Origin of the sequence: Rhodococcus sp. 5A-K4, assembly GCF_046097995.1 — a bacterium.
Classification (GTDB): Bacteria; Actinomycetota; Actinomycetes; order Mycobacteriales; family Mycobacteriaceae; genus Rhodococcus_F; species Rhodococcus_F erythropolis.
Map to the genome: position 1 here is coordinate 185,361 of NZ_JBJURM010000004.1, position 18,740 is coordinate 204,100.

The 18,740-nt window shown below is 63.4% G+C and carries 15 protein-coding genes; 9 read left to right on the forward strand and 6 right to left on the reverse strand.

Features of this window, described 5'->3' with window-relative positions:
- Window positions 1–76 precede the first annotated feature (76 nt).
- Genes stf0 through cysC form a run of 3 tightly spaced genes read left to right on the forward strand, consistent with a single transcriptional unit; the run spans window position 77 to window position 3,677 of the window.
- Window positions 77–886: a trehalose 2-sulfotransferase gene (gene stf0, locus ACKAMS_RS07650; RefSeq protein WP_019746329.1), complete on the forward strand. Its 810-nt coding sequence runs from the start codon at window positions 77–79 to the stop codon at window positions 884–886.
- Complete coding sequence (gene cysD / locus ACKAMS_RS07655) at window positions 883–1,797, forward strand: sulfate adenylyltransferase subunit CysD (protein ID WP_408988826.1); 915 nt, start codon at window positions 883–885, stop codon at window positions 1,795–1,797. The genes stf0 and cysD overlap by 4 nt, the downstream gene beginning before the upstream one ends.
- The gene (gene cysC, locus ACKAMS_RS07660; protein ID WP_084325545.1) at window positions 1,797–3,677 is read left to right on the forward strand and encodes an adenylyl-sulfate kinase; all 1,881 of its coding nucleotides are present in this window, start codon (window positions 1,797–1,799) and stop codon (window positions 3,675–3,677) included. Before cysD ends, cysC begins: the two co-directional genes overlap by 1 nt.
- Here cysC and ACKAMS_RS07665 read toward each other — a convergent pair.
- The 4 genes from ACKAMS_RS07665 to ACKAMS_RS07680 are packed head-to-tail and all read right to left on the reverse strand — an operon-like array spanning window position 3,674 to window position 10,653.
- Window positions 3,674–5,044, reverse strand: a complete 1,371-nt coding sequence (locus ACKAMS_RS07665; RefSeq protein WP_408988827.1) for a sulfatase — start codon at window positions 5,042–5,044, stop codon at window positions 3,674–3,676. The genes cysC and ACKAMS_RS07665 overlap by 4 nt on opposite strands.
- Before the next feature lie 56 nt (window positions 5,045–5,100).
- Window positions 5,101–8,298: a carboxyl transferase domain-containing protein gene (locus ACKAMS_RS07670; RefSeq protein WP_408988828.1), complete on the reverse strand. Its 3,198-nt coding sequence runs from the start codon at window positions 8,296–8,298 to the stop codon at window positions 5,101–5,103.
- Window positions 8,295–9,992 (reverse strand): AMP-binding protein, encoded by a 1,698-nt coding sequence (locus ACKAMS_RS07675; RefSeq protein ID WP_408988829.1) that lies wholly within the window; start codon window positions 9,990–9,992, stop codon window positions 8,295–8,297. The genes ACKAMS_RS07670 and ACKAMS_RS07675 overlap by 4 nt, the downstream gene beginning before the upstream one ends.
- A 25-nt stretch (window positions 9,993–10,017) precedes the next feature.
- On the reverse strand, window positions 10,018–10,653 hold the full coding sequence (locus ACKAMS_RS07680; RefSeq protein ID WP_019746323.1) for a TetR/AcrR family transcriptional regulator: 636 nt from the start codon (window positions 10,651–10,653) through the stop codon (window positions 10,018–10,020).
- 149 nt (window positions 10,654–10,802) lie between these two features.
- On the opposite strand from ACKAMS_RS07680, the gene ACKAMS_RS07685 reads away from it, so the two are divergent.
- Both ACKAMS_RS07685 and ACKAMS_RS07690 read left to right on the forward strand, forming a co-directional pair.
- Window positions 10,803–12,179, forward strand: a complete 1,377-nt coding sequence (locus ACKAMS_RS07685) for a M20/M25/M40 family metallo-hydrolase (RefSeq protein ID WP_020905700.1) — start codon at window positions 10,803–10,805, stop codon at window positions 12,177–12,179.
- Entirely contained in the window at window positions 12,176–13,738 is a 1,563-nt protein-coding gene (locus ACKAMS_RS07690) for a YfcC family protein (RefSeq protein WP_020905699.1), read from the forward strand. The genes ACKAMS_RS07685 and ACKAMS_RS07690 overlap by 4 nt, the downstream gene beginning before the upstream one ends.
- Before the next feature lies 1 nt (window position 13,739).
- Here ACKAMS_RS07690 and ACKAMS_RS07695 read toward each other — a convergent pair whose 3' ends face one another.
- Window positions 13,740–14,327, reverse strand: coding sequence for a DinB family protein (locus ACKAMS_RS07695; RefSeq protein WP_047889355.1), 588 nt, complete (start codon window positions 14,325–14,327; stop codon window positions 13,740–13,742).
- 18 nt (window positions 14,328–14,345) lie between these two features.
- Between ACKAMS_RS07695 and ACKAMS_RS07700 the strand changes: the two genes are divergently transcribed.
- From ACKAMS_RS07700 to ACKAMS_RS07715, 4 genes are all read left to right on the forward strand, one after another.
- Entirely contained in the window at window positions 14,346–15,593 is a 1,248-nt protein-coding gene (locus tag ACKAMS_RS07700) for a hypothetical protein (RefSeq protein ID WP_408988830.1), read from the forward strand.
- Between the two features lie 65 nt (window positions 15,594–15,658).
- On the forward strand, window positions 15,659–17,308 hold the full coding sequence (locus tag ACKAMS_RS07705; RefSeq protein WP_408988831.1) for an MFS transporter: 1,650 nt from the start codon (window positions 15,659–15,661) through the stop codon (window positions 17,306–17,308).
- A 3-nt stretch (window positions 17,309–17,311) separates the two neighbouring features.
- The gene (locus ACKAMS_RS07710) at window positions 17,312–17,764 is read left to right on the forward strand and encodes a DUF6325 family protein (RefSeq protein ID WP_279164350.1); all 453 of its coding nucleotides are present in this window, start codon (window positions 17,312–17,314) and stop codon (window positions 17,762–17,764) included.
- Window positions 17,761–18,054, forward strand: a complete 294-nt coding sequence (locus ACKAMS_RS07715; RefSeq protein ID WP_408988832.1) for an SHOCT domain-containing protein — start codon at window positions 17,761–17,763, stop codon at window positions 18,052–18,054. Before ACKAMS_RS07710 ends, ACKAMS_RS07715 begins: the two co-directional genes overlap by 4 nt.
- 1 nt (window position 18,055) lies before the next feature.
- On the opposite strand, the gene ACKAMS_RS07720 is transcribed toward ACKAMS_RS07715, so the two are convergent.
- A complete protein-coding gene (locus ACKAMS_RS07720) occupies window positions 18,056–18,739 on the reverse strand; it encodes a SagB family peptide dehydrogenase (protein ID WP_408988833.1) in 684 nt (227 codons plus the stop codon).
- Window position 18,740 lies beyond the last annotated feature (1 nt).

Here is an 18,740-nt window from a genome sequence, read left to right on the forward strand (position 1 = left end):
ACGTCGAGATTTAACCTCTACGTGAGTTTATTTTCCCAGCTTGCGGCGGTTTCCGGCCACCCTTAGCGTTGCTCGCATGACGGAGGCCCAACGCTCGTTTCTCGTCTGCGCTTCGCAGCGCAGTGGCAGTACTTTGCTGGTCGAATCCCTGCGAGCAACAGGGGTCGCGGGTGAGCCGGAAGAGTTCTTCCAGTACCTCCCCGAGACCTCGCGTTCGCCGCAACCGAGGCAGTGGTTCGAAGACGTCACGGACGAGTCCGTCTTGGGTCTGCTCGCCCCGTTCCACCCGGGTACGCCGGACACCCGCACCTCCGAGCAGTGGCGCACACAACTTCTCGAACTCGGCCGAACACCCAACGGAGTCTGGGGCGGCAAGCTGATGTGGAATCAGACACCGCTCCTGCTCGATCGCGCAGCCGGATTGCCGTGGCGCAGTGGGACAGATCTACGTTCCGCACTCCACGACACCCTCGATCACGACCTGCAGTTCATCCACGTCTATCGAGAAGATGTTGTCGCTCAGGCTGTATCGATGTGGCGAGCCGTGCAGACCCAGGTCTGGCGCGACGACGCGACCCCACCGAATCTCTCGGACGGTGCGCAGTACAACGCGCTCGGAATCGCACACCTGGTGACGATTCTCGGTGAGCAGGAACGACAGTGGAAGCGCTGGTTCGAGGAAGAGGACATCTCCCCCATCGAGATCGGGTTCCGCGATCTCACCGAAGACCCGCAGTCCGTGGTCGCAAAAACCCTCATTTCCCTCGGTCTCGACGGACAATTGGCCCCACCACCGCCGCTGCGTCGTCAGAGCGACGGACGCTCCCGCGAATGGGTGCAGCGTTATCGCATCGACGCCGAACAGAACGGATACCCCGTCACATGAGCACCGTCACCGATGTTGTCGACGAACTCCGAGTTCTCGAATCCGAAGCGGTTCACATCATTCGAGAGGTGGCGGCAGAACTCGAAAGACCGGTACTGCTCTTCTCGGCCGGCAAGGACTCGATAGTCCTGCTTCGACTCGCCGAGAAGGCGTTTCGACCCTCCCCACTCCCTTTCCCCGTCCTACACGTCGACACCGGTCACAATTTCGAGGAAGTCATCGAATTTCGCGATCGCCGAATCAAGGAGGGCGGGCACACACTTCTGGTTGCTTCCGTTCAGGATTCGATCGACCAGGGTCGAGTGCAGGAGTCGACCGAGACCAGCGGATCGCGAAACCGCCTGCAGACCAGAACTCTGCTCGACGCTCTCGAAGGCGGGCGATTCGACGCCGCATTCGGCGGCGCCCGCCGGGACGAGGAACGTGCGCGAGCCAAGGAGCGAGTCCTGAGCTTCCGTGACGAGTTCGGCCAGTGGGACCCTCGGGCGCAACGGGCCGAACCGTGGTCGCTCTACAACGGTCGGATCAGGCGCGGAGAGTCCGTTCGTGTCTTCCCGCTGAGCAACTGGACAGAACTCGACATCTGGCGCTACATAGCCCAGGAGGAGCTGGAACTGCCGCCCATCTATTTCGCGCACGAACGGCGGGTATTCGAGCGCGACGGAATGCTCCTCGCTGCTTCGGAATTCAGCACCGACGCCGAGAACGCCGCGGCAACGACCGAGTGGGTGCGATATCGAACCGTCGGCGATCTGACCATCACCGGCGCCGTTCGATCGCACGCCACCACCATCGACGACGTCGTCACCGAGATCTCGGCCGCGACGGTTTCCGAACGAGGCGAGACTCGCGCAGACGACCGAACCTCGGTCGCCGCGATGGAAGACCGAAAGCGTGAGGGCTACTTCTGATGACCACCACCATCACTCGCCAACTCCTTCGGCTGGCCACGGCGGGTAGCGTCGACGACGGCAAGAGCACGCTGATCGGCCGACTGTTGCACGACACCGACAGCCTGCCAACCGATCACCTCGATTCCGTGACCGACGAGCACGGTGTCGCCGACCTGGCTGCACTCTCCGACGGATTGCGCGCCGAGCGCGAACAGGGCATCACGATCGACGTCGCGTACCGATTCTTCTCCACTCCGACAAGAAGTTACGTACTTGCCGACACCCCGGGACACGAGCGCTACACGCGCAACATGTTCACCGGCGCGTCCAACGCTCACGTAGCGGTCCTGCTGGTCGACGCGAGGACCGGCGTGCTGCGTCAGACGCGTCGGCATGCCAGAATCGCAGCGCTACTGGGTGTTCCGAACCTTGTGGCCGTGGTGAACAAGATCGATCTGGTGGGCTTCGACGAAGCGAGATTCGCTCAGGTACAGGAAGAATTGCGGGTATTGGCACGCCAGCTCGGGCGAGGCGACGTACTTGCCATCCCCGTCTCCGCGAAAGCCGGCGACAATGTCGTGACCCGCTCGGAGAACACCGAGTGGTACAACGGGCCGACACTTCTCGAATATCTCGAAGGCGTCGAACTCCATGCGCCCGCAACGCACATCGAGGAACTTCGGCTTCCCGTGCAGTGGGTTTCGCGCCCCGATCCGCAGAATCGGCGCCGGTACACCGGCCGGATTTCGGCAGGCACACTGAGCGTCGGGGACGAGGTAGTGGTACTGCCGTCCGGATCGAAGAGCACCGTGATCAGCCTGGACACCCTCGACGACAACCGCAGTACTGCCGTTGCACCACTGTCGGTTTCGGTGGAACTGGCCGACGACATCGACGTCGGACGTGGCGACGTTCTGGTCAGCGGCGGTGCGCAGGCCCATTTGCCGGTTCTGGCCCGAGAACTCGAAGCCACGATCTGCTGGTTGTCGAACACTCCATTGCGAGCCGGCGATCGGATAGCGCTCAAACACACGTCCCGGACCGTGCGCGCGACGGTTCAAGAACTGCACACCCGACTCGACCCTGAGACGCTCGACGAGCAGGACAGCCCAGTCGAACTGGGGCTCAACGACATCGGAACGGTCACGCTCCGAACCAGTTCCGTGGTGGTCGCCGACACCTACGACCACAATCGGGACTCCGGCGCTTTCATTCTGATCGACGAGCAGAGCAACGACACCGTCGGCGCCGGCACCATTCTCGAGCCACGCGTCGTCGTTCCCGGTGAGCAGACCCGCAACGACATCAAGTGGCATCCGTCTTCACTCGAACGTCAGCGGCGGTGGGCGTCGACGACCCAGAAGGGCGCGACGATCTGGTTGACCGGCCTACCTGCTTCCGGAAAATCCACCGTCGCTGTGGCTGTCGAACGTGCGCTGGTCGACGCGGGACGAACCGCGTATCTCCTGGACGGTGACAACGTCCGCCACGGTATCTCCGACGATCTCGGGTTCTCGCCGGGAGACCGGGCCGAGAACATCCGGCGCGTCGGGCATCTCACTCGACTGTTCGCCGACGCCGGCGTCGTGGCCATCGCGTCGATGGTCTCACCGCTGCGTTCGGATCGAGCAATTGCGCGTGCTCTCAACGAAGCTGCCGGGCTCACTTTCCTCGAAGTTGCCGTCACCACTCCCGTCGAAGAATGCGAACGCCGAGATCCCAAGGGCCTGTATGCGCGTGCACGGGCCGGTGAACTGAAGGGGCTCACCGGAATCGACGCACCGTACGAGACTCCGGAGGACCCGGACCTGGCTTTCGATACGACAGGCGCTGACATCAACGAACTGGTCGGGCGGGTCATCGCGTTGTTGGAGGAGCGCGAAGCCGCCAGGCCCTAAGGGTTTTCGGTGTCCGACTCGAGGTAACCGCGGTCCGCACTGTAGGCGGACCGCACGTTGGGTCGGACACCGATCTTCTCGAGGTACGCCGCCATGCGATGCACCGCCATCGCGCTTCCCAATGCCTCGTCCGGGAGACGATCATCCGTTTCGGCGCGCCACGTGTGAAGCTGCGAGGACAATTCCGCCTGTATTGCCGAGACTTCCGGTCGATCGATCAGATTGATCTTCTCGTCGGGGTCGGCACGGAGGTCGTACAGCTCCCGGGGTGCGCGTACCGCCAGATGCTCGGTGCCGAGCGCCTTTCCGGAAAGACTGTCCTCGATGTCGAGCGGTAGATCCAGAGCGGGGCGGACGGCGTAGTTCTCGATGTAGCTGTAGTCCTTGGTGCGCACCGCGCGAATGGGATCGAAACTGTCGTGAAAGGTCTTCTCCGTGAACAAGGAGGTCCGGACAGGTTCGGACGACTCGGTTCCACGATCGACGAGGGCATCGGCGTGCGAGCGCCCTTCCACCTCGGTGGGGACGTCGATACCGAGGAGATCGAGAATGGTCGGAACAAGATCCACACCGCTGAACAGTGTCTCGTATTCCTTTCCGCCACTGCGATACCGAGCCGGAGGGCGAGCGATCAACGCAATGCCGGTGCCGGGGGCGTAGAGCGTCGACTTGGCACGTGGGAACGCGGCGCCGTGATCGGTGAGGAAGAAGACCCACGTGTTCTCGTCGAGCCCCTCTTCCTCGAGCGTCCCGAGCAGATCACCCACCGCGGCGTCCGCTACCTCTACGCTGCCGTGGAATTCGGCCAAGTCCTCGCGTACCTGCGGCACGTCGGGAAGGTATCCGGGAACCTCCAGCGCTGCGGTGTCCGCCGGGGTATAGCGATCGGCCGGGTACGGCCGATGCGTTTCGAAGAACCCCGTGGTGAGAAGGAAAGGCTCGGGCGGGAAGCGTCGTAGCCAGTTCTGGGCACGCGGAACCACGTAGTCGCAGAACGAGTTCGTGACGTCGTACTCGTGATAGCCAAGCCGCTTCGGGTACGCAGTCTCGTGCTGCATGCCGAAGAGCGAGGTGTACCAACCGTTGTCGGAGAGGATCTGCGGAAGCGTCTGCACCTCAGCGTGGTACTCCCAGCCGTGGTGCGCCAACCCGATCAGACCGCTGTTGTGCGGATACCTGCCCGAGAAGAGAGAACCGCGCGAAGGCGAGCACAGCGGCGCCGTCGCGTGTGCGTCGGTGAACCGGATGCCCTCTGCCGCCAGCCGGTCCAGGTTGGGGCTGTTGACCCCGGCGACACCGTAACTCGCGAGGTGTCGGCCCAGGTCGTGCCAATGAATGATCAGGACGTTATCTCGCGCAGCCGACACGTGGGCAAGGCTAGTTGCCCTGCCTACGTGCGGCAACAGCTCGAATCAGCAGGATCTCAACTGTTTCTGCCGAGCTGCCTGATCCAGGCGCGGGTATCGGCGGGATCGATGACATCGTCCAGTTCGAACGTGGTCGCCGCCATCAGCGCCTTGCCCTGTGCGTAGGCCAGTTCCACGAACTGACCGAACAGAGTTTCCCGAGCCTCCGGGTCTTCGACGGATTCGAGTTCCTTACGGAAACCGAGGCGCACGGCACCTTCCAGACCCATCGGCCCGATCTCGCCGGTCTGCCACGCCACCGTGAATTCGGGTGCGTGGAAGGAACCACCGGCCATCGCCATGGCGCCCAACCCGTAACCCTTGCGCAGGATGATCGTTCCGAACGGCACCGTCAGGCGAGCACCGGCAACGAAGAATCTGCCGAACCTTCGGACCGTCGCCTCCTCCTCCGAGTCCGGACCCACCATGAATCCCGGTGTGTCACAGAGGGTCACCAGAGGAATGCGGTGCGCTTCCAGCAGTTCCAGGAAATCCGAAGCCTTGTCCGAGGCTTCCGCGTCGATCGCTCCGCCGAGATGCTCGCTGCTGTTCGCCAGCACACCGTACGGAACTCCTTCGACACGAACGAGCGCCGTCACTACACCGCGACCGTAATCTCGACGCAGTTCCAGGACGCTGTCGACGTCCGCGATCGCCTCGATCGCTCCACGAACGTCGTACGAGCGCAGACGATTCTCCGGGACCACGTGCCGGGAGAGCCGCGGATCCGGAGCCGTCCACGCCTGGCTCGCGCCCTGGAAGTAGCCGAGGTACTGCTTGGCCAGCGCCACCGCATGAGCGTCGTCGTCAGCCACCAGGTGTACGACGCCGTTACGGCGCTGCACGTCGATGGGGCCGATGTCCTCGGGGCGGAAGTTTCCGAGCCCGCCGCCCTCGACCATGGCAGGGCCGCCCATGCCGATGTTGGCGTCGGGCGTCGCGATCAGCACGTCGCAAGCGCCGGCCAGGGCCGCGTTGCCCGCGAAACAACGACCGGACACGACGGCGACCATGGGCACCCGCCCGCTCAGCGCCGCCATCGCGCGGAAGGTCCCCAGTTCCAGGCCCGCTCCCGCCCCTGCATCGGTGTCACCGGGGCGACCGCCGCCACCTTCCGCGAACAGCACTACCGGAACCCGCTTGCGATCGGCGATCTCGAGCAGGCGGTCGGTCTTGGCGTGATTGCGCATGCCCTGGGTACCGGCCAGCACCGAGTAGTCGTACGAGATCACGACGCTCTCGCCGCCGCTGATGGTCGCCACTCCGCCGATCAGACCGTCAGCAGGAGTGTTGGCGATCAAGTCTTCCTCGCTTCGCCGACTGCGCTGCGCAGCCAGTGCGAGAGCGCCGTACTCGACCAGGCTGTCGTCGTCGACCAGGTCGTAGACGTTCTCGCGAGCAGTCCGCCGCCCCAGCTTGTGGCGCTTCGCCACTGCCGCGGGCCGCGCCGCATCCAGGGTCACCTCGTGGCGAGCGATGATCTCCGCCAGATCGGGACGTACGTCGTCGAGGTCCACCTCGTCGACCTCGGCGAGCTTCGATCCCGCGCTTGCGCTACGGACGACGAGCAACGGTTCGCCCGCACTCACCGATCTCCCCGGTGACGACAGGATCCGGACCACTTCGAGGTCACCGGGCGCCGAGAGAACATGCTGCATTTTCATCGCTTCGAGGACGGCGACCTGGCCACCCGCATGGACGCCGTCACCGACTGCGGCAAGTTCGACGACGATTCCCGCCATCTGTGCACGGACCACGTCCTCGTCCGGCGCGATGTCCACACTCGCGGAGGGTGTTTGTGGGCCCGCTTCGGGAACGAGGTCCGCCAATCGAGAACCCAACCAGTCGACGTCGACCAGGCCGTCGCGGAAGTCCTTGTCCGACAGTATTGCCTGCAGGAATTCGAGGTTGGTCGCCACGCCGTCGATGGTGAACTCACTCAGAGCAGCAATCGACTTGCGCACAGCGGCAGGAAAATCCGATCGACGCGTGTGGGTGACGACCTTCGCCAGCAGCGAATCGTAACGCGCACTCGGCGAGAGTCCGACCGTACCGAAGGTGTCCACTCGCACGCCGGGTCCGCCCGGAGGAGTGAAGTTGTCGAGCGTGCCAGAGGACGGTAGCGCATTGCCGTCCGGCGTCATGGTTTCCATGTTGACGCGGGCCTGTATCGCGATCCCCGACGCCGACGCCACGGATCCGACTGTCTCCGATACCTTCTCGACAGCAGTGATTCCGGTTGGCAGGTCCAGGTCCTCGAACTGAACCCCGTCCGCGATAGCGAGTTGCACGGCGACGAGGTCGATTCCGGTGACCTCTTCGGTCACCGTGTGCTCCACCTGAATTCGGGGATTGACTTCGAGGAAGACGAATCCGCGTTCCTCGACCAGGAACTCGACCGTCGCGATGCCTCGATAGCCGACCTCGGCGCACAGCCTTGCGGCCGCAGCGTGAAGACGCTCGCGCAGGGCCCCCGACAGCCCCTGCGCGGGCGCAACCTCGATCAACTTCTGATGCCGACGTTGGACGCTGCAATCACGGTCACCCAGAGCGAGCGCGTGGGTTCCGCCTTGCCCCGGCGCCGCCACGATCTGCACTTCGATGTGCCGAGCGTGCTCACTGAGTACCTCGGCGAACAGTGCCGAACTGCCGAATCCCGACTGGGCTTCGGCCGCACACACACGGTACGCGTCGTCAAGCGCTTTCGGGTCGCGCACCGCGCGCATGCCGCGGCCACCGCCGCCGCTGAGCGCCTTGATCATGATGCCGCGGGAGTTGCGCTCGAAGAATTCACGCACCTCGTCGAGGTCGGCGTTCGCCGATGTCGACGGCAGGACCGGTACGCCGGAGTCGACCGCCGCAGTGCGGGCGCTGGCCTTGTCGCCGAAAGTCCGGAGAACCTGGGCGTCCGGGCCGACGAAGACGATGCCCGCCTCGGTACACGCCTGCGCGAATTCGGCATTCTCACTGAGGAATCCGTAGCCCGGGTGCACGTGCGTGGCGCCCGTTTCGGCCGCGATCTTCAGCAGTGCGCTCTGATCCAGGTACGCGGATGCGCCCGAGGCTCCGAGCGGCACCGACTCCGTGGCCGCCGCGACGTGCGGACTGGACGCGTCGTCCTCGGCGTAAACCGACACCGTTTCGATCCCGAGTTCACGGGCAGTTCGAATGATCCGCAGCGCAATTTCGCCGCGGTTCGCAATCAGCAGTCTCACTTGTCCCCCTGAGTGCGCTCGAACAGATCGCCCTTGCGCACCTTTCCTGTTGCAGTCATCGGAAGCGCCTCGAGCACTTCCACTTCGGGCACCTTGTACGTAGCCATGTTCTCCTTGGCCCACGAGACGATCTCGTCGGCCGCGGTGTCGGAACCCTCGACCAGCTGGACAAACGCAAAAGCCACCTGCCCCTTGTCCTGGTCCGGTTTCGGTACCACCGCAGCCTTTTCGATCGCGGGATGCAGCATCAGCAGCGCTTCCACCTCGGAGGGGAAGACACTCATGCCGTTGGTCTTGATCATTTCCTTGTTTCGCGCCAGGTAGTGCAAACCACCACGCTCACTGAACTTTCCGACATCGCCGGTCTGCAACCAGCCGTCACGGATGGCGTCGGCGGTGGCAGCCTCGTTGCGGTAGTACGCGGAAAGGATCGACGGACTGCGCACGATGATCTGTCCGTGCTCGCCGACGGGAACCGGCCTGCCGTCGTGATCGACGATCAGAACGTCGGTACCGGGCACCGGAATTCCGCAGAACACCGGCTCGCTTTTCAAGTCGTAGTCGCCGTCCTGGAAACCGAGGGTGATCGTGTCCGCGGTGTGGGTTTCGGTCATGCCGTAGCTCGCTTCGCGCAGAACACCGCCGGTAGCCTCGCGCCACCGCTGGCGCGTGGCCGGATCGAGTTTGAGAACAAACGAGACTGCCATGGCGTTCTGGAGTGTCGAGAGATTTCGCTCCGAGAACCCTGATGTGTCCATCAGTTCGACGTAATTGTCGACGGTTCCGACCAGCGAAGTCACACCGTAGGTCTCGACCGCGTCGAGCGTGGTCTCCGCATCCCAACGATTCAGCAGGACAACGGTTCCGCCGTTGACGAGCGGAACCAGAATGCCGAAGTCCTCACCCGCGATCCAGAAGATCGGCAGAAACACCAGCGATACCGGCGGATTGGCACCCACCTGGTCACCACCGGCAAGGGTCGCGGTGGCCGCGGTGTAAACCATGTGGCGCTGAGTGTGCTCACAGCCCTTGGGCATTCCCGTCGGTCCGCCCGTGTAGTTCAGGGCGGCGAGGGAATCGAGTTCGGTGGCAACGGGAGTCGCCCGCTCACTGGTGATGATCGACTGCCAGTCGCTCAGGCGCGGATCGTCGACCTCGAAGGGCAGTTCGACGGTGGGGATCGCAGTCAGCATGTCCGATACTGCGGTCTTCGCGACGTGTTCGAGTGAAGTCTGTGAGCGAACCTTCTTCACCAGCTTCGAGAAAGTGTTCTGCGTCAGTAGGACCTTGACGCCGGCATCGTTGAGTTCGTGAATCAATTCGTGTTCACGGAAGAGCGGATTGATGGGCACGTGAACCGCACCGACCTTGAGAATGCCGAGCATCGCGATGTGGAACTGCGGGCAGTTGACCAGGTGAACGCCGACACGATCACCTCGTTCGACTCCGAGTGAAAGCAGCCATCCGGCAAAACGATCCGAAAGCTCGTCGTACTCGGCGTACGTGATGACGCGGCCGTAGAAGACGATTGCGGGAGTATCCGGCCGCTCGAGCGCCCAATGCCGCAAGTAGTCGACAAGTCCCCCGCCTTCGAGCGGATACTCGACGGCGCGGGGAATCCCGGCGGGCCAATGCGCCTGCTGCAGCGCAGTGATTTCCGCCAGAGCCGCTTCGAGCACGTCTTGTTCTGCCACCGATCACTCCATTCGTAAAAGAAATCTATTTCGACTCTTCGAACCCGATCAACCGTTCGGACATCGTCGTCATATCTGCAATGAACTGGTTCTGCTCTTCGACACTCGCCTTACTCAGTCGTGCTCCACCGGCCATCTGTGCGTCCGAGATCATCTGAACGAGCACCGGGGGCGAAACGCAGGGATCTACATCGTGAACCTGTCGAATACGTTCGACGAAGCGTACGTAGCGGCTCACGAGCTTTTCGCGAACTGCTGACCAACTGCGCTCGACCTCGGAATCCACCCGCGCCCGGTGCTCGATCACCGCGAGCAGGTCCCCGTAGGTGTACACGGCCGTGATGAACGCCGATGTGGTCGTTCTGAGAACTTCGCGTAGATCCTCGGCCGCTGGACCCTCCATGTGCTGGGCGTCGAGAAACCGTCGGCACATCATTTCGGCGACGGCACGAAAGACCTCGTCCTTCGACGAGAAGTACGCGTAGAAGGTCGCTCGGGACACATCGGCCCTGGTGGTGATGGTCTCGACGGTCACGGCGTCGTATCCGAGTTCGCCGAAACAGAGAGCAGCGGTGTCGAGCAGGCCGGCCCGACGTGGACCGTCCCCGAGCTTGCGGGCTGTCCGCGCTCGCTCCTGCGTTTCGCTGGTGGTCACCGTCACAGTGTGTGTTGACGTTGACGTCAATGTCAAGAATCGCGGGACCGACACCTCACTTCGGCCTTTTGTTCGGGTCACCCTTTCACGGCACATATATCGGGTGTAAGACTCTGCTCTAATGTTTTCCGCCTTTCCCAGAAGGAGTCAGTTCCGTGCCGGAAGAATTCGCGTCACCCTCGTATTCCACAATCAAGGAAACAGTGGCGGGTTTGATGCCGGCACTGGAGTCGGAACTCGTCGAACTTGTTCGTATCCCGTCGATAGCAACCGAGGGTTTCCCCAGCGAACCCCTGTTCGAGGCTCACGACCTGATCGTTTCTCTACTGGAGAAGGCCGGAGTCACGAAGATAGAGAAACTCGAAATAACAGGTAAAACTGCGCCCGTCATCATCGCAACAGTTCCCGGCCCAGAGGGAGCCCCGACCGTACTGATGTATTCGCATTACGACGTCGTTCCTGCCGACGACGTCGAACTCTGGGAATCTCCCCCTTTCGAACCGACCAAGCGTGACGGCGCGATATACGGCCGCGGCACTGCAGATTCGAAGGCAAATGTCATCGGCATGATCGGCGCACTTCGCGTATTCGACGGAAAGCCGCCGGTGACCGTCAAGCTCGTCATCGAGGGCCAGGAAGAATTCGGCAGCCCCTTCGACAACTATCCGCCGGAGGCCCCCGAATTGTTTGCGGCCGACGCAATGGTCATCGCCGATGTCGGCAGTGTTCGCCCCGGCTCACCGACCTTGACCGTCGCATTGCGCGGATCTGCCCAGGTGATCGTCGAACTGACCACTCTCGGCGCCGACAAGCACAACGGCCTTTACGGCGGCGCTGCACCCGACGCCCGCCTCGCGCTCATCCGCGCACTGGCGTCCCTGCATGACGATAACGGTGACGTGGCGGTCGACGGCCTCCTCCGCGAACCGTGGACCGGCAGTTCGTACACCGAGGAAGAGTTCCGCACCCTCGCCGAGATCCGCGACGGGCTCCCACTGCTCGGAACGGGCGGCATCGGCGAACGCATCTGGTCGGGCCCGGCAATCACCGTGACCGGTATCGACGCTCCCCCGGTGGACGGCGCCGTCAATGCTGTCGCCAGCACTGCCCGCGCTGTGGTCAATCTGCGCGTGCACCCACGCCAGCCGGCAGCGGACGCGCAAGCTGCGCTGATACGGCATCTGGAAGCCCTGCGCCCCTTCGGTTTACAACTGACAGTCACCGCAGGAGAAACCGGCGACGGATTCGCGGCAGCCGAAGGCGGACCGGCCTTCGACGCGGCACTGTCGGCGCTCTCGCAGTCGTGGGGTGAGCCGGCCGGGCTGATGGCAGGCGGCGGCTCGATCCCCCTCGTCATGGCCTTGGATACAGCAGTGCCGACCGCCGAGAAGTTGTTGTTCGGCGCCACCGACGGCTACGCGAACATCCACGGCCCCAACGAACGCGTCCTGCTCGACGAGCTCGAGAAGGCCGTCGTCGCCAAGGCACTGTTCTTCCAGGAATACGCACACACCTTCGAGGGGAAGAAATGAGCACCGAGACCGACACGGGATCCGCACCTACTCCGGCCAAGAAGAAGTTCGAGTTTCCCGGTGCGGTCACGATGCTCGCGATCGTCACCGTCCTGGTCTGGGTTGCAGCACTGTTCATTCCGGCCGGACGCTTCGGCGTCGACGTGGACGGCTCACCCGTTCCCGGCAGCTTCGAGACCGTCACGTCTCCGCTCTCGTTCTGGGAACGAATCCAGCAACTGATCCTCTCTCCCGTGAACGGCCTGTACGGCGTACAGGATTCGATCACCGGGTTCGTCGACACCGACAACATCGGACGGCTCTTCGGTTCGGTCGGCGTAGTCCTCTTCATCATGGCGCTCGGCGCCTTCATCTCCGTCAGTTTTGCCACACGCAGCCTGGAAACCGCTGTCTCCCAACTTGCTACCAAGCTCAGCGACAAGGGCTGGCTGCTCATCACCGTCATCATGGTGCTGTTTTCACTGCTCGGTTCGACGATGGGCTTCTCGGTCGAGACCTTCGGCTTCTACGCCTTGCTCATACCGCTGATGACGGCACTGGGCTATGACCGCATGGTCGCGGCCACCATGATCATCCTCGGCGCACTGGTCGGAAACATGGCGTCGACGGTCAACCCGTTCTCGATCGGCGTCGCCTCCGGCGAAGCAGGTGTCTCCATCGGTGACGGCATCGTGCTGCGCGTGATCCTGTGGATCGTATTGACCGCAGTGGCAGTGGTATTCGTTCTCCGCTACGCCGCAAAGGTGAAGAAAGATCCGTCCAAGTCGCTTGTCGGTTTCGACATCGAGGACGACGAAGACGAGGAACCGGCCGAGCCGGTGGACATCGACGGCAAGCTCACCGGAACTCAGAAGCTGGTACTGCTCATCACCGGACTCACCTTCGGACTGATGATCTTCTCCGTCATCCCCTGGTCGAGCATCTTCGGCGCCACCACCGGACCCGCCGAGTACGACGCGTACCACGTCACGGCAACCGAGCCCTACTGGTTCGAGTTGAACTGGTGGTTCCCACAATTGGCGATGTTGTTCATCCTCGCCGCCGTTCTCGTCGGCATAGTCGCGAAGATGGGTGAGAAGAAGATCGTCTCCCTGATCACGCGTGGAGCCGGCGACATGGTCGGCCCGGCGATCGTCATCCTGCTCGCTCGCGGCGTCTCGGTGATCATGACCAACACCGAAACCCTCGACACCATCCTCAACGCGATGGAGCAATTGGTCAGCGGCGCTTCGGCCGGAGTCTTCGCCATTCTCGTGATGCTCGTCAACATCCCGTTGGCGTTCCTGATCCCGTCCAGTTCCGGTCACGCCACCCTGGCGATGCCGCTGCTCGCCCCGCTGGGCGACTTCGCCGGAGTCAGCCGCGCACTCGTCATCACCGCCTTCCAGATGGGCCACGGCCTCATGCTGATGGTCGCCCCGACCAACGTCGTCGTTGTCGGCGGGCTGGCCATGGCGAAGGTCGGCTACGACAAGTTCCTGCGCTTCGTCTGGCCACTGCTGCTGATCAACTTCGTGATCGTTGTCGTGGTGATCGGCGCGGCAGCGGTATTCGAGTAGTTCAGGCGTGGTGGGCCTCGCGTGCCGCCGTCTCCAGACGGTCGTTGTACTCGGCCCACCACGCCTCATCACCGGGAGCCAGATTGTTGTCGCCCGCCTTCATCCCCGCGGCGCCGTCGATCAGCTCCCGCACGATGTCCGCGTGGCCGGCGTGCCGATGGATCTCGGTGACAACGTGAACGAGTATCCGGTGCAATGTGACGTCGCGACGATCCTCCGGCCAGTGCTTCACGAAGCCGGGGGCGTCCAGATCGTGCTGCTCGATCGTGGCGTCGGCGAAAGCCCAGGTGCGGCGATAGGTTTCGACGATTTCGGCACTGGACTCATTGGCGCGGGCCCACATGTCGACGTTGAGTTCCTCCGAACGCAACCACGCGGGTAGATCGGGAACCCGACGGCCGAACGTCGGACCGAAATACCCGAGCTCGACGCCGATCATGTGTTTGACCAGTCCCAACAAGTTGGTCCCTGTCCGGGTCATCGGACGCCGAATGTCATACTCCGACAGCCCGTCGAGCTTCCAGACGAGCGCGTCACGTGCTGCCTGCAGGTACCGCTGGAGATCTTCCTTTTCCGAGTTGGTGGTCATGAAACCAACCTAAACCGAGTGGAGCAGACATTGACAGCGGTGGAGGATCTGACCGAGGTTGCATCCCGGGCCGTCGCCGCCGAGCGTGACGCCCGGTCGGTGCGCTGGCACAACCCGGCAGCCGTCCGCAAGGCTGCCGCGTCCGTGCGTGATTCGCTCGACGACGAACGATCAGCGCTGAGCCGACCGTCGTACAGCGGGTTGTCGCCGTCGCCGCACATGGCTCGCCAACTCGAACTGATCACGACGTTGCAGCCGCCGCTGCCCGCCGACGCCGGCATCAGCACCGCCGCGCAGGCCGAGGCCGACGCCGTCGCCGCGGTGACCACCGCGCGGATAGCATTGCGCGCCGCCCACCTTGCGGTTCTCGAAGCACGCGTCGCCGCGCTCGATGCCGGAGATACCGATACCGTCGCCGCCGCGATCCGCGGTTACGTCCCGCTGAACTCGGGCAACCCCGTCGTCCGGCACGTGCAGGATCTCGGCTCCCGGATCCGTGAGGAAGCACGGCACGTCGTGAGTGGCAAGCCTCGGTCGATCGCTTTTCGACTGGGGCTGAGCCTCGGAATGGGCTTGGCGTACCTGGCATTCATTCGCCTCTTCCAGTGGGACGCCAAGGAAGATCGACTGCCTTACCTTGCGCTGTACGCACTCTCGGGTGTGGTCGGAAGCGTCGTGTGCACCAATGCGCTCAGCTTCGACGCCGGCCGCGTCCGTGCTGCTTTGTCCGGCGGAACCAGGCTCTGGCACGTCCTCGTCGCGAAGAATACGATGATGCTGCTTCTCGTCGGCAGCGCCGGGTTCCTGCTCAGTGCCATCCTCGCGTGGCGCTCCGGAAGCAGTGCTGATCTGGTGAAGGCGTGCGGTCAGGTACTGACCATGATCCTGCTGTGGCTCGGCGTCGCCAACGTGATGTCCGTGGCCTTGCCGCTACGGGCCGAACCGATGACGGCGAGGCGCCACGACGGCACATGGAAGCAGTTCCTGCTGTCTTTCGTCATCTCGTACGGTGTCGGACTGATCGTCAATCTGATGCTCTACTGGCGAGTCTGGGCGAAGACGACGCTGCTCGAGCAGATGGGCGGTCCGTGGATTCCGGTCCTGTTGCTCCTCGCGAGCGCGGCCGCGACGTGGCTGTTGCTGACCGTCCTGGCCGTACTCCTGGCCGAGCAACCACGCTTCCGGCGCGCCTTGCAACGGGAGATGGTGGTCTACCGCGAAGAAACCAACCACTTGCAGGCGACCATTCAGCACAATTCCGGCTAATGTAACCGTGCGTGGCTGATCCGGGCACGCCGCGAGTACACGCAGTGTCGAGGAAGGCGTGACCCATGATGTCCGTAAAGCCTGGCGCAGCCGATACGTCGGCCGCCGTAACCACCGCCTCCTGGCTACCACTGATCGTGGTGGTCCTCACGCAGATTCAGGCGTCGTTCGCCGTCAATGCGCTGACCGTCTCGATGGCCGGTATCACCACCGATCTCGACACTCCTGCAACAAGTGTCGGCACCGCGATCACCGCAGGCACCTTTGCCATGGCTGCCTTCATTCTGCTGGGCGCCAAGATCGGCGCCCGCTACGGGACGCGTTTGGTCTTCCAGATTGCCGTCGCGATTCACGGTCTCGCGATGGCTGCGGTCGCTCTGAGCCAGAGCCCGGCAATGCTGTTCGTGGCGCAAGCCGCGTCCGGCGCCGTGATCGCTCTCATCGCCCCCGCGTTGACGGTTTTCATCGCCACCAACTTCAATGGCGATCAGCAGGCAAAGGCCATCGGTTACCTGGCAGCAGCAATCCCCGCAGCCGGTGTGCTGGCACTACTCATCGCCGGTTCCTTCGCGACGACGATCGGGTGGCGTTACTCCTTCGCCCTCGTCGTGGCGCTCGCCGTGGTCAACCTGGTCCTGAGTATCCGTGTCAAACCTGTTCCCCCGCAGAAGGACATCACCATCGATTGGGCCGGTGCCGCACTGGCTGCCGTTGCCGTCATCCTGCTCAGCTTCGGTTTCAGCGGCCTGAACTCGTGGGGCGTCATTCTGGCCACCGACGCTGCGCCGTTCTCGGTTATCGGTGTTTCACCCGCGGCCATCCTGATAGTCCTCGGCACCATCTGCGCGCAGGGATTCTTCCAGTGGACGCGAAGCCGCAAGGCGCAGAACAAGCCTCAGCTCTTCAATCTCGACGTCCTCAAGACCGGCGCCGAGCGCGCCACCACGATTTGCATGGCGACGATGATGTTCGTGGGAACCGCGGCCAACTTCCTCATTCCGCTGTACATGCAGATCATCCAGGGCCGCAGCAGCTTGCAGACGTCGTTCTCGATCATCCCGTACACACTCTCGATCTTCATCGCGAGCACCGTCGTCGCGCGCCTGTACAAGACGTACTCCCCGCGTCTGATCGCACGAGCCGGGTTCGTCGTTGTTGCCGCTGGACTCATCCTGTTGGCCTTCACCATTCGTGGTGACTGGCATCAGATCTTTGTTGTCATCGGCCTGATCACCCTCGGCCTCGGGCAGGGCGCCATCGTTGCGCTGGTGTTCAACACCCTCCTCACCGCAGCTCCCAAGGAACTGGCCGGTGACGTCGGCGCCTGGCGAGGACTGGTACACAACATGTCCGGCAGTGTCGGCATCGCGGTGGCCAGCGTGTTCGCCGTCGGAATCCTGGGTACCCTCGTCAGCTCGCAGCTGATCGACAACCCCACCATCCCGGCATCGCTCAAGGTCGAGTCAGGGATCAATCTCGACCAGGTCAACTTCGTCCCCAACGATCAACTCGTCGTGACGCTCGAAAACACCTCCGCGACACAGGCACAGATCGACGAAGCCATCCGGATCAACACCGAAGCGCGCCTGCGCGCACTGCGAACCTCGCTGCTCGTACTCGCCGGGCTCTCTCTGCTCGCCATCATTCCGGCCGGGCGCATGCCCAACGAAGTACCTGCTCTGGAAGAACCGCAACCCACGAAGGGCAAGAAGTAACCGATGTCCAACCAAGACCAATTCGGTCCGATCGAGTACGTTGCTGTCGAGTTTCCCGGCGGTGCACCGACCTCCGCGGGATTCGAGCAGCTGCTCGCTCTCGTCGACTCCGGAGTGATCCGCATCCTCGACCTCGAGTTCGTCACCAAAGCCGCCGACGGATCGGTATCCGTCGTACCCGCGTCCACCTTCGAACTCGTAGATTTCGATCTGGCGCAGTTCGACGGCGCTGCCTCCGGACTGCTCGACGCCGGCGACATCGCTGCCGTTGGTGAAGAGTTGGCTGCCGGAAGTGTTGCCGCCGTACTCGTCTACGAGGAACTGGCAATACTGCCGGTCATCGAGGCCTGGACCCGCAGCGGCGCAAAGGTGGTCACCGAAGGTCACCTGAGCGTGGACGAACTGGCTGCTGCACTGGACAACACCGCACCGGATACCACGGAGAAGGACGCATGAGTTTCTTGAGGCGAGCCGGCCGGGTAGCCGTCGCAAGCTCCATTCACGGCAATGTTCAGCGGCGTCAGCGGACCCGTTGGGCTGCCGAAGATCAGGCCCGCGCAGCGCAGGTCCAGCCGGTGCCGCCGATTCCAGATCTACCGCCCCTCCCGCCGCAGGCAGCTCCGGTAGAATCGGAAATGTCGATGGACGCGAAGCTCGAACAGCTCACCAAGCTGGGCGAACTCAAGAATGCCGGCGTATTGACGGAGGCCGAGTTCGAGACCCAGAAGGCGCGCATCCTCGCCTGAACTAGCTGGGCCGCCCGAGTGCAAAAGCCATGACGGGAAGCTGCGTCGTCGCGAGATTCAACAGAGATGCCACTCGCGCATCCGTGAATCCTGCGATGGCGCAGCCCACAAGTCCCATCGCCTCGGTCACAAGGTACAGATTCTGAACCAGCACACCGGCATCCACGTGCATCGTGCGGTAGTGCCGCATCGCGTACTTCTCGAGCGGAGCTTCGACGTCGGCGACCACAAACAGAAGAACCGGGAACACGTCGACGAACTCGGGTTGGAGAAGGCTCGCTCGAAGGTGCTCTCGCACGTCGCCTGGCCGGACAGCCTCGGCGCGGCCCTGGGCGTACCGGTACACCCCGACTCCGAGCGGATCACAGGGCCGGGTGAGACCCATCAACACCGTCAGTTCGCGCATCCCGCCCGCGGTCGGGCTGCTGACAAGGCTGTGGTGCAACACGTTTGACAGCTCGCCTGCTCGGAGTGCCGTCTGTGCGGGGTCGTAGCGGCTCCCTCGTGCCTGCAAGACGTCCGCGAACCCGCGGGCCGGCAGTGACGTCGGGGCCGGCAGGTCCACGGATTCACACGTCACCGGGGGCAGTGCGCCCTCGTCGAACGGTAGCTCCGACGGAGCCACCGTCCGGTCAAGCGCAGCATGCAGCGATACGACGGCCTCGACCCGCTCGAGGGCGGTCAAG

What these genes read in the sequence shown, in the direction of transcription:
- ACKAMS_RS07705 (WP_408988831.1), top strand. Translation starts at nt 15,659, where the DNA reads ATGATGTCCGTAAAGCCTGGCGCAGCCGATACGTCGGCCGCCGTAACC.
- ACKAMS_RS07695 (WP_047889355.1), bottom strand. Translation starts at nt 14,327, where the DNA reads ATGACCACCAACTCGGAAAAGGAAGATCTCCAGCGGTACCTGCAGGCA.
- cysD (WP_408988826.1), top strand. Translation starts at nt 883, where the DNA reads ATGAGCACCGTCACCGATGTTGTCGACGAACTCCGAGTTCTCGAATCC.
- ACKAMS_RS07690 (WP_020905699.1), top strand. Translation starts at nt 12,176, where the DNA reads ATGAGCACCGAGACCGACACGGGATCCGCACCTACTCCGGCCAAGAAG.
- stf0 (WP_019746329.1), top strand. Translation starts at nt 77, where the DNA reads ATGACGGAGGCCCAACGCTCGTTTCTCGTCTGCGCTTCGCAGCGCAGT.
- ACKAMS_RS07715 (WP_408988832.1), top strand. Translation starts at nt 17,761, where the DNA reads ATGAGTTTCTTGAGGCGAGCCGGCCGGGTAGCCGTCGCAAGCTCCATT.
- cysC (WP_084325545.1), top strand. Translation starts at nt 1,797, where the DNA reads ATGACCACCACCATCACTCGCCAACTCCTTCGGCTGGCCACGGCGGGT.
- ACKAMS_RS07710 (WP_279164350.1), top strand. Translation starts at nt 17,312, where the DNA reads ATGTCCAACCAAGACCAATTCGGTCCGATCGAGTACGTTGCTGTCGAG.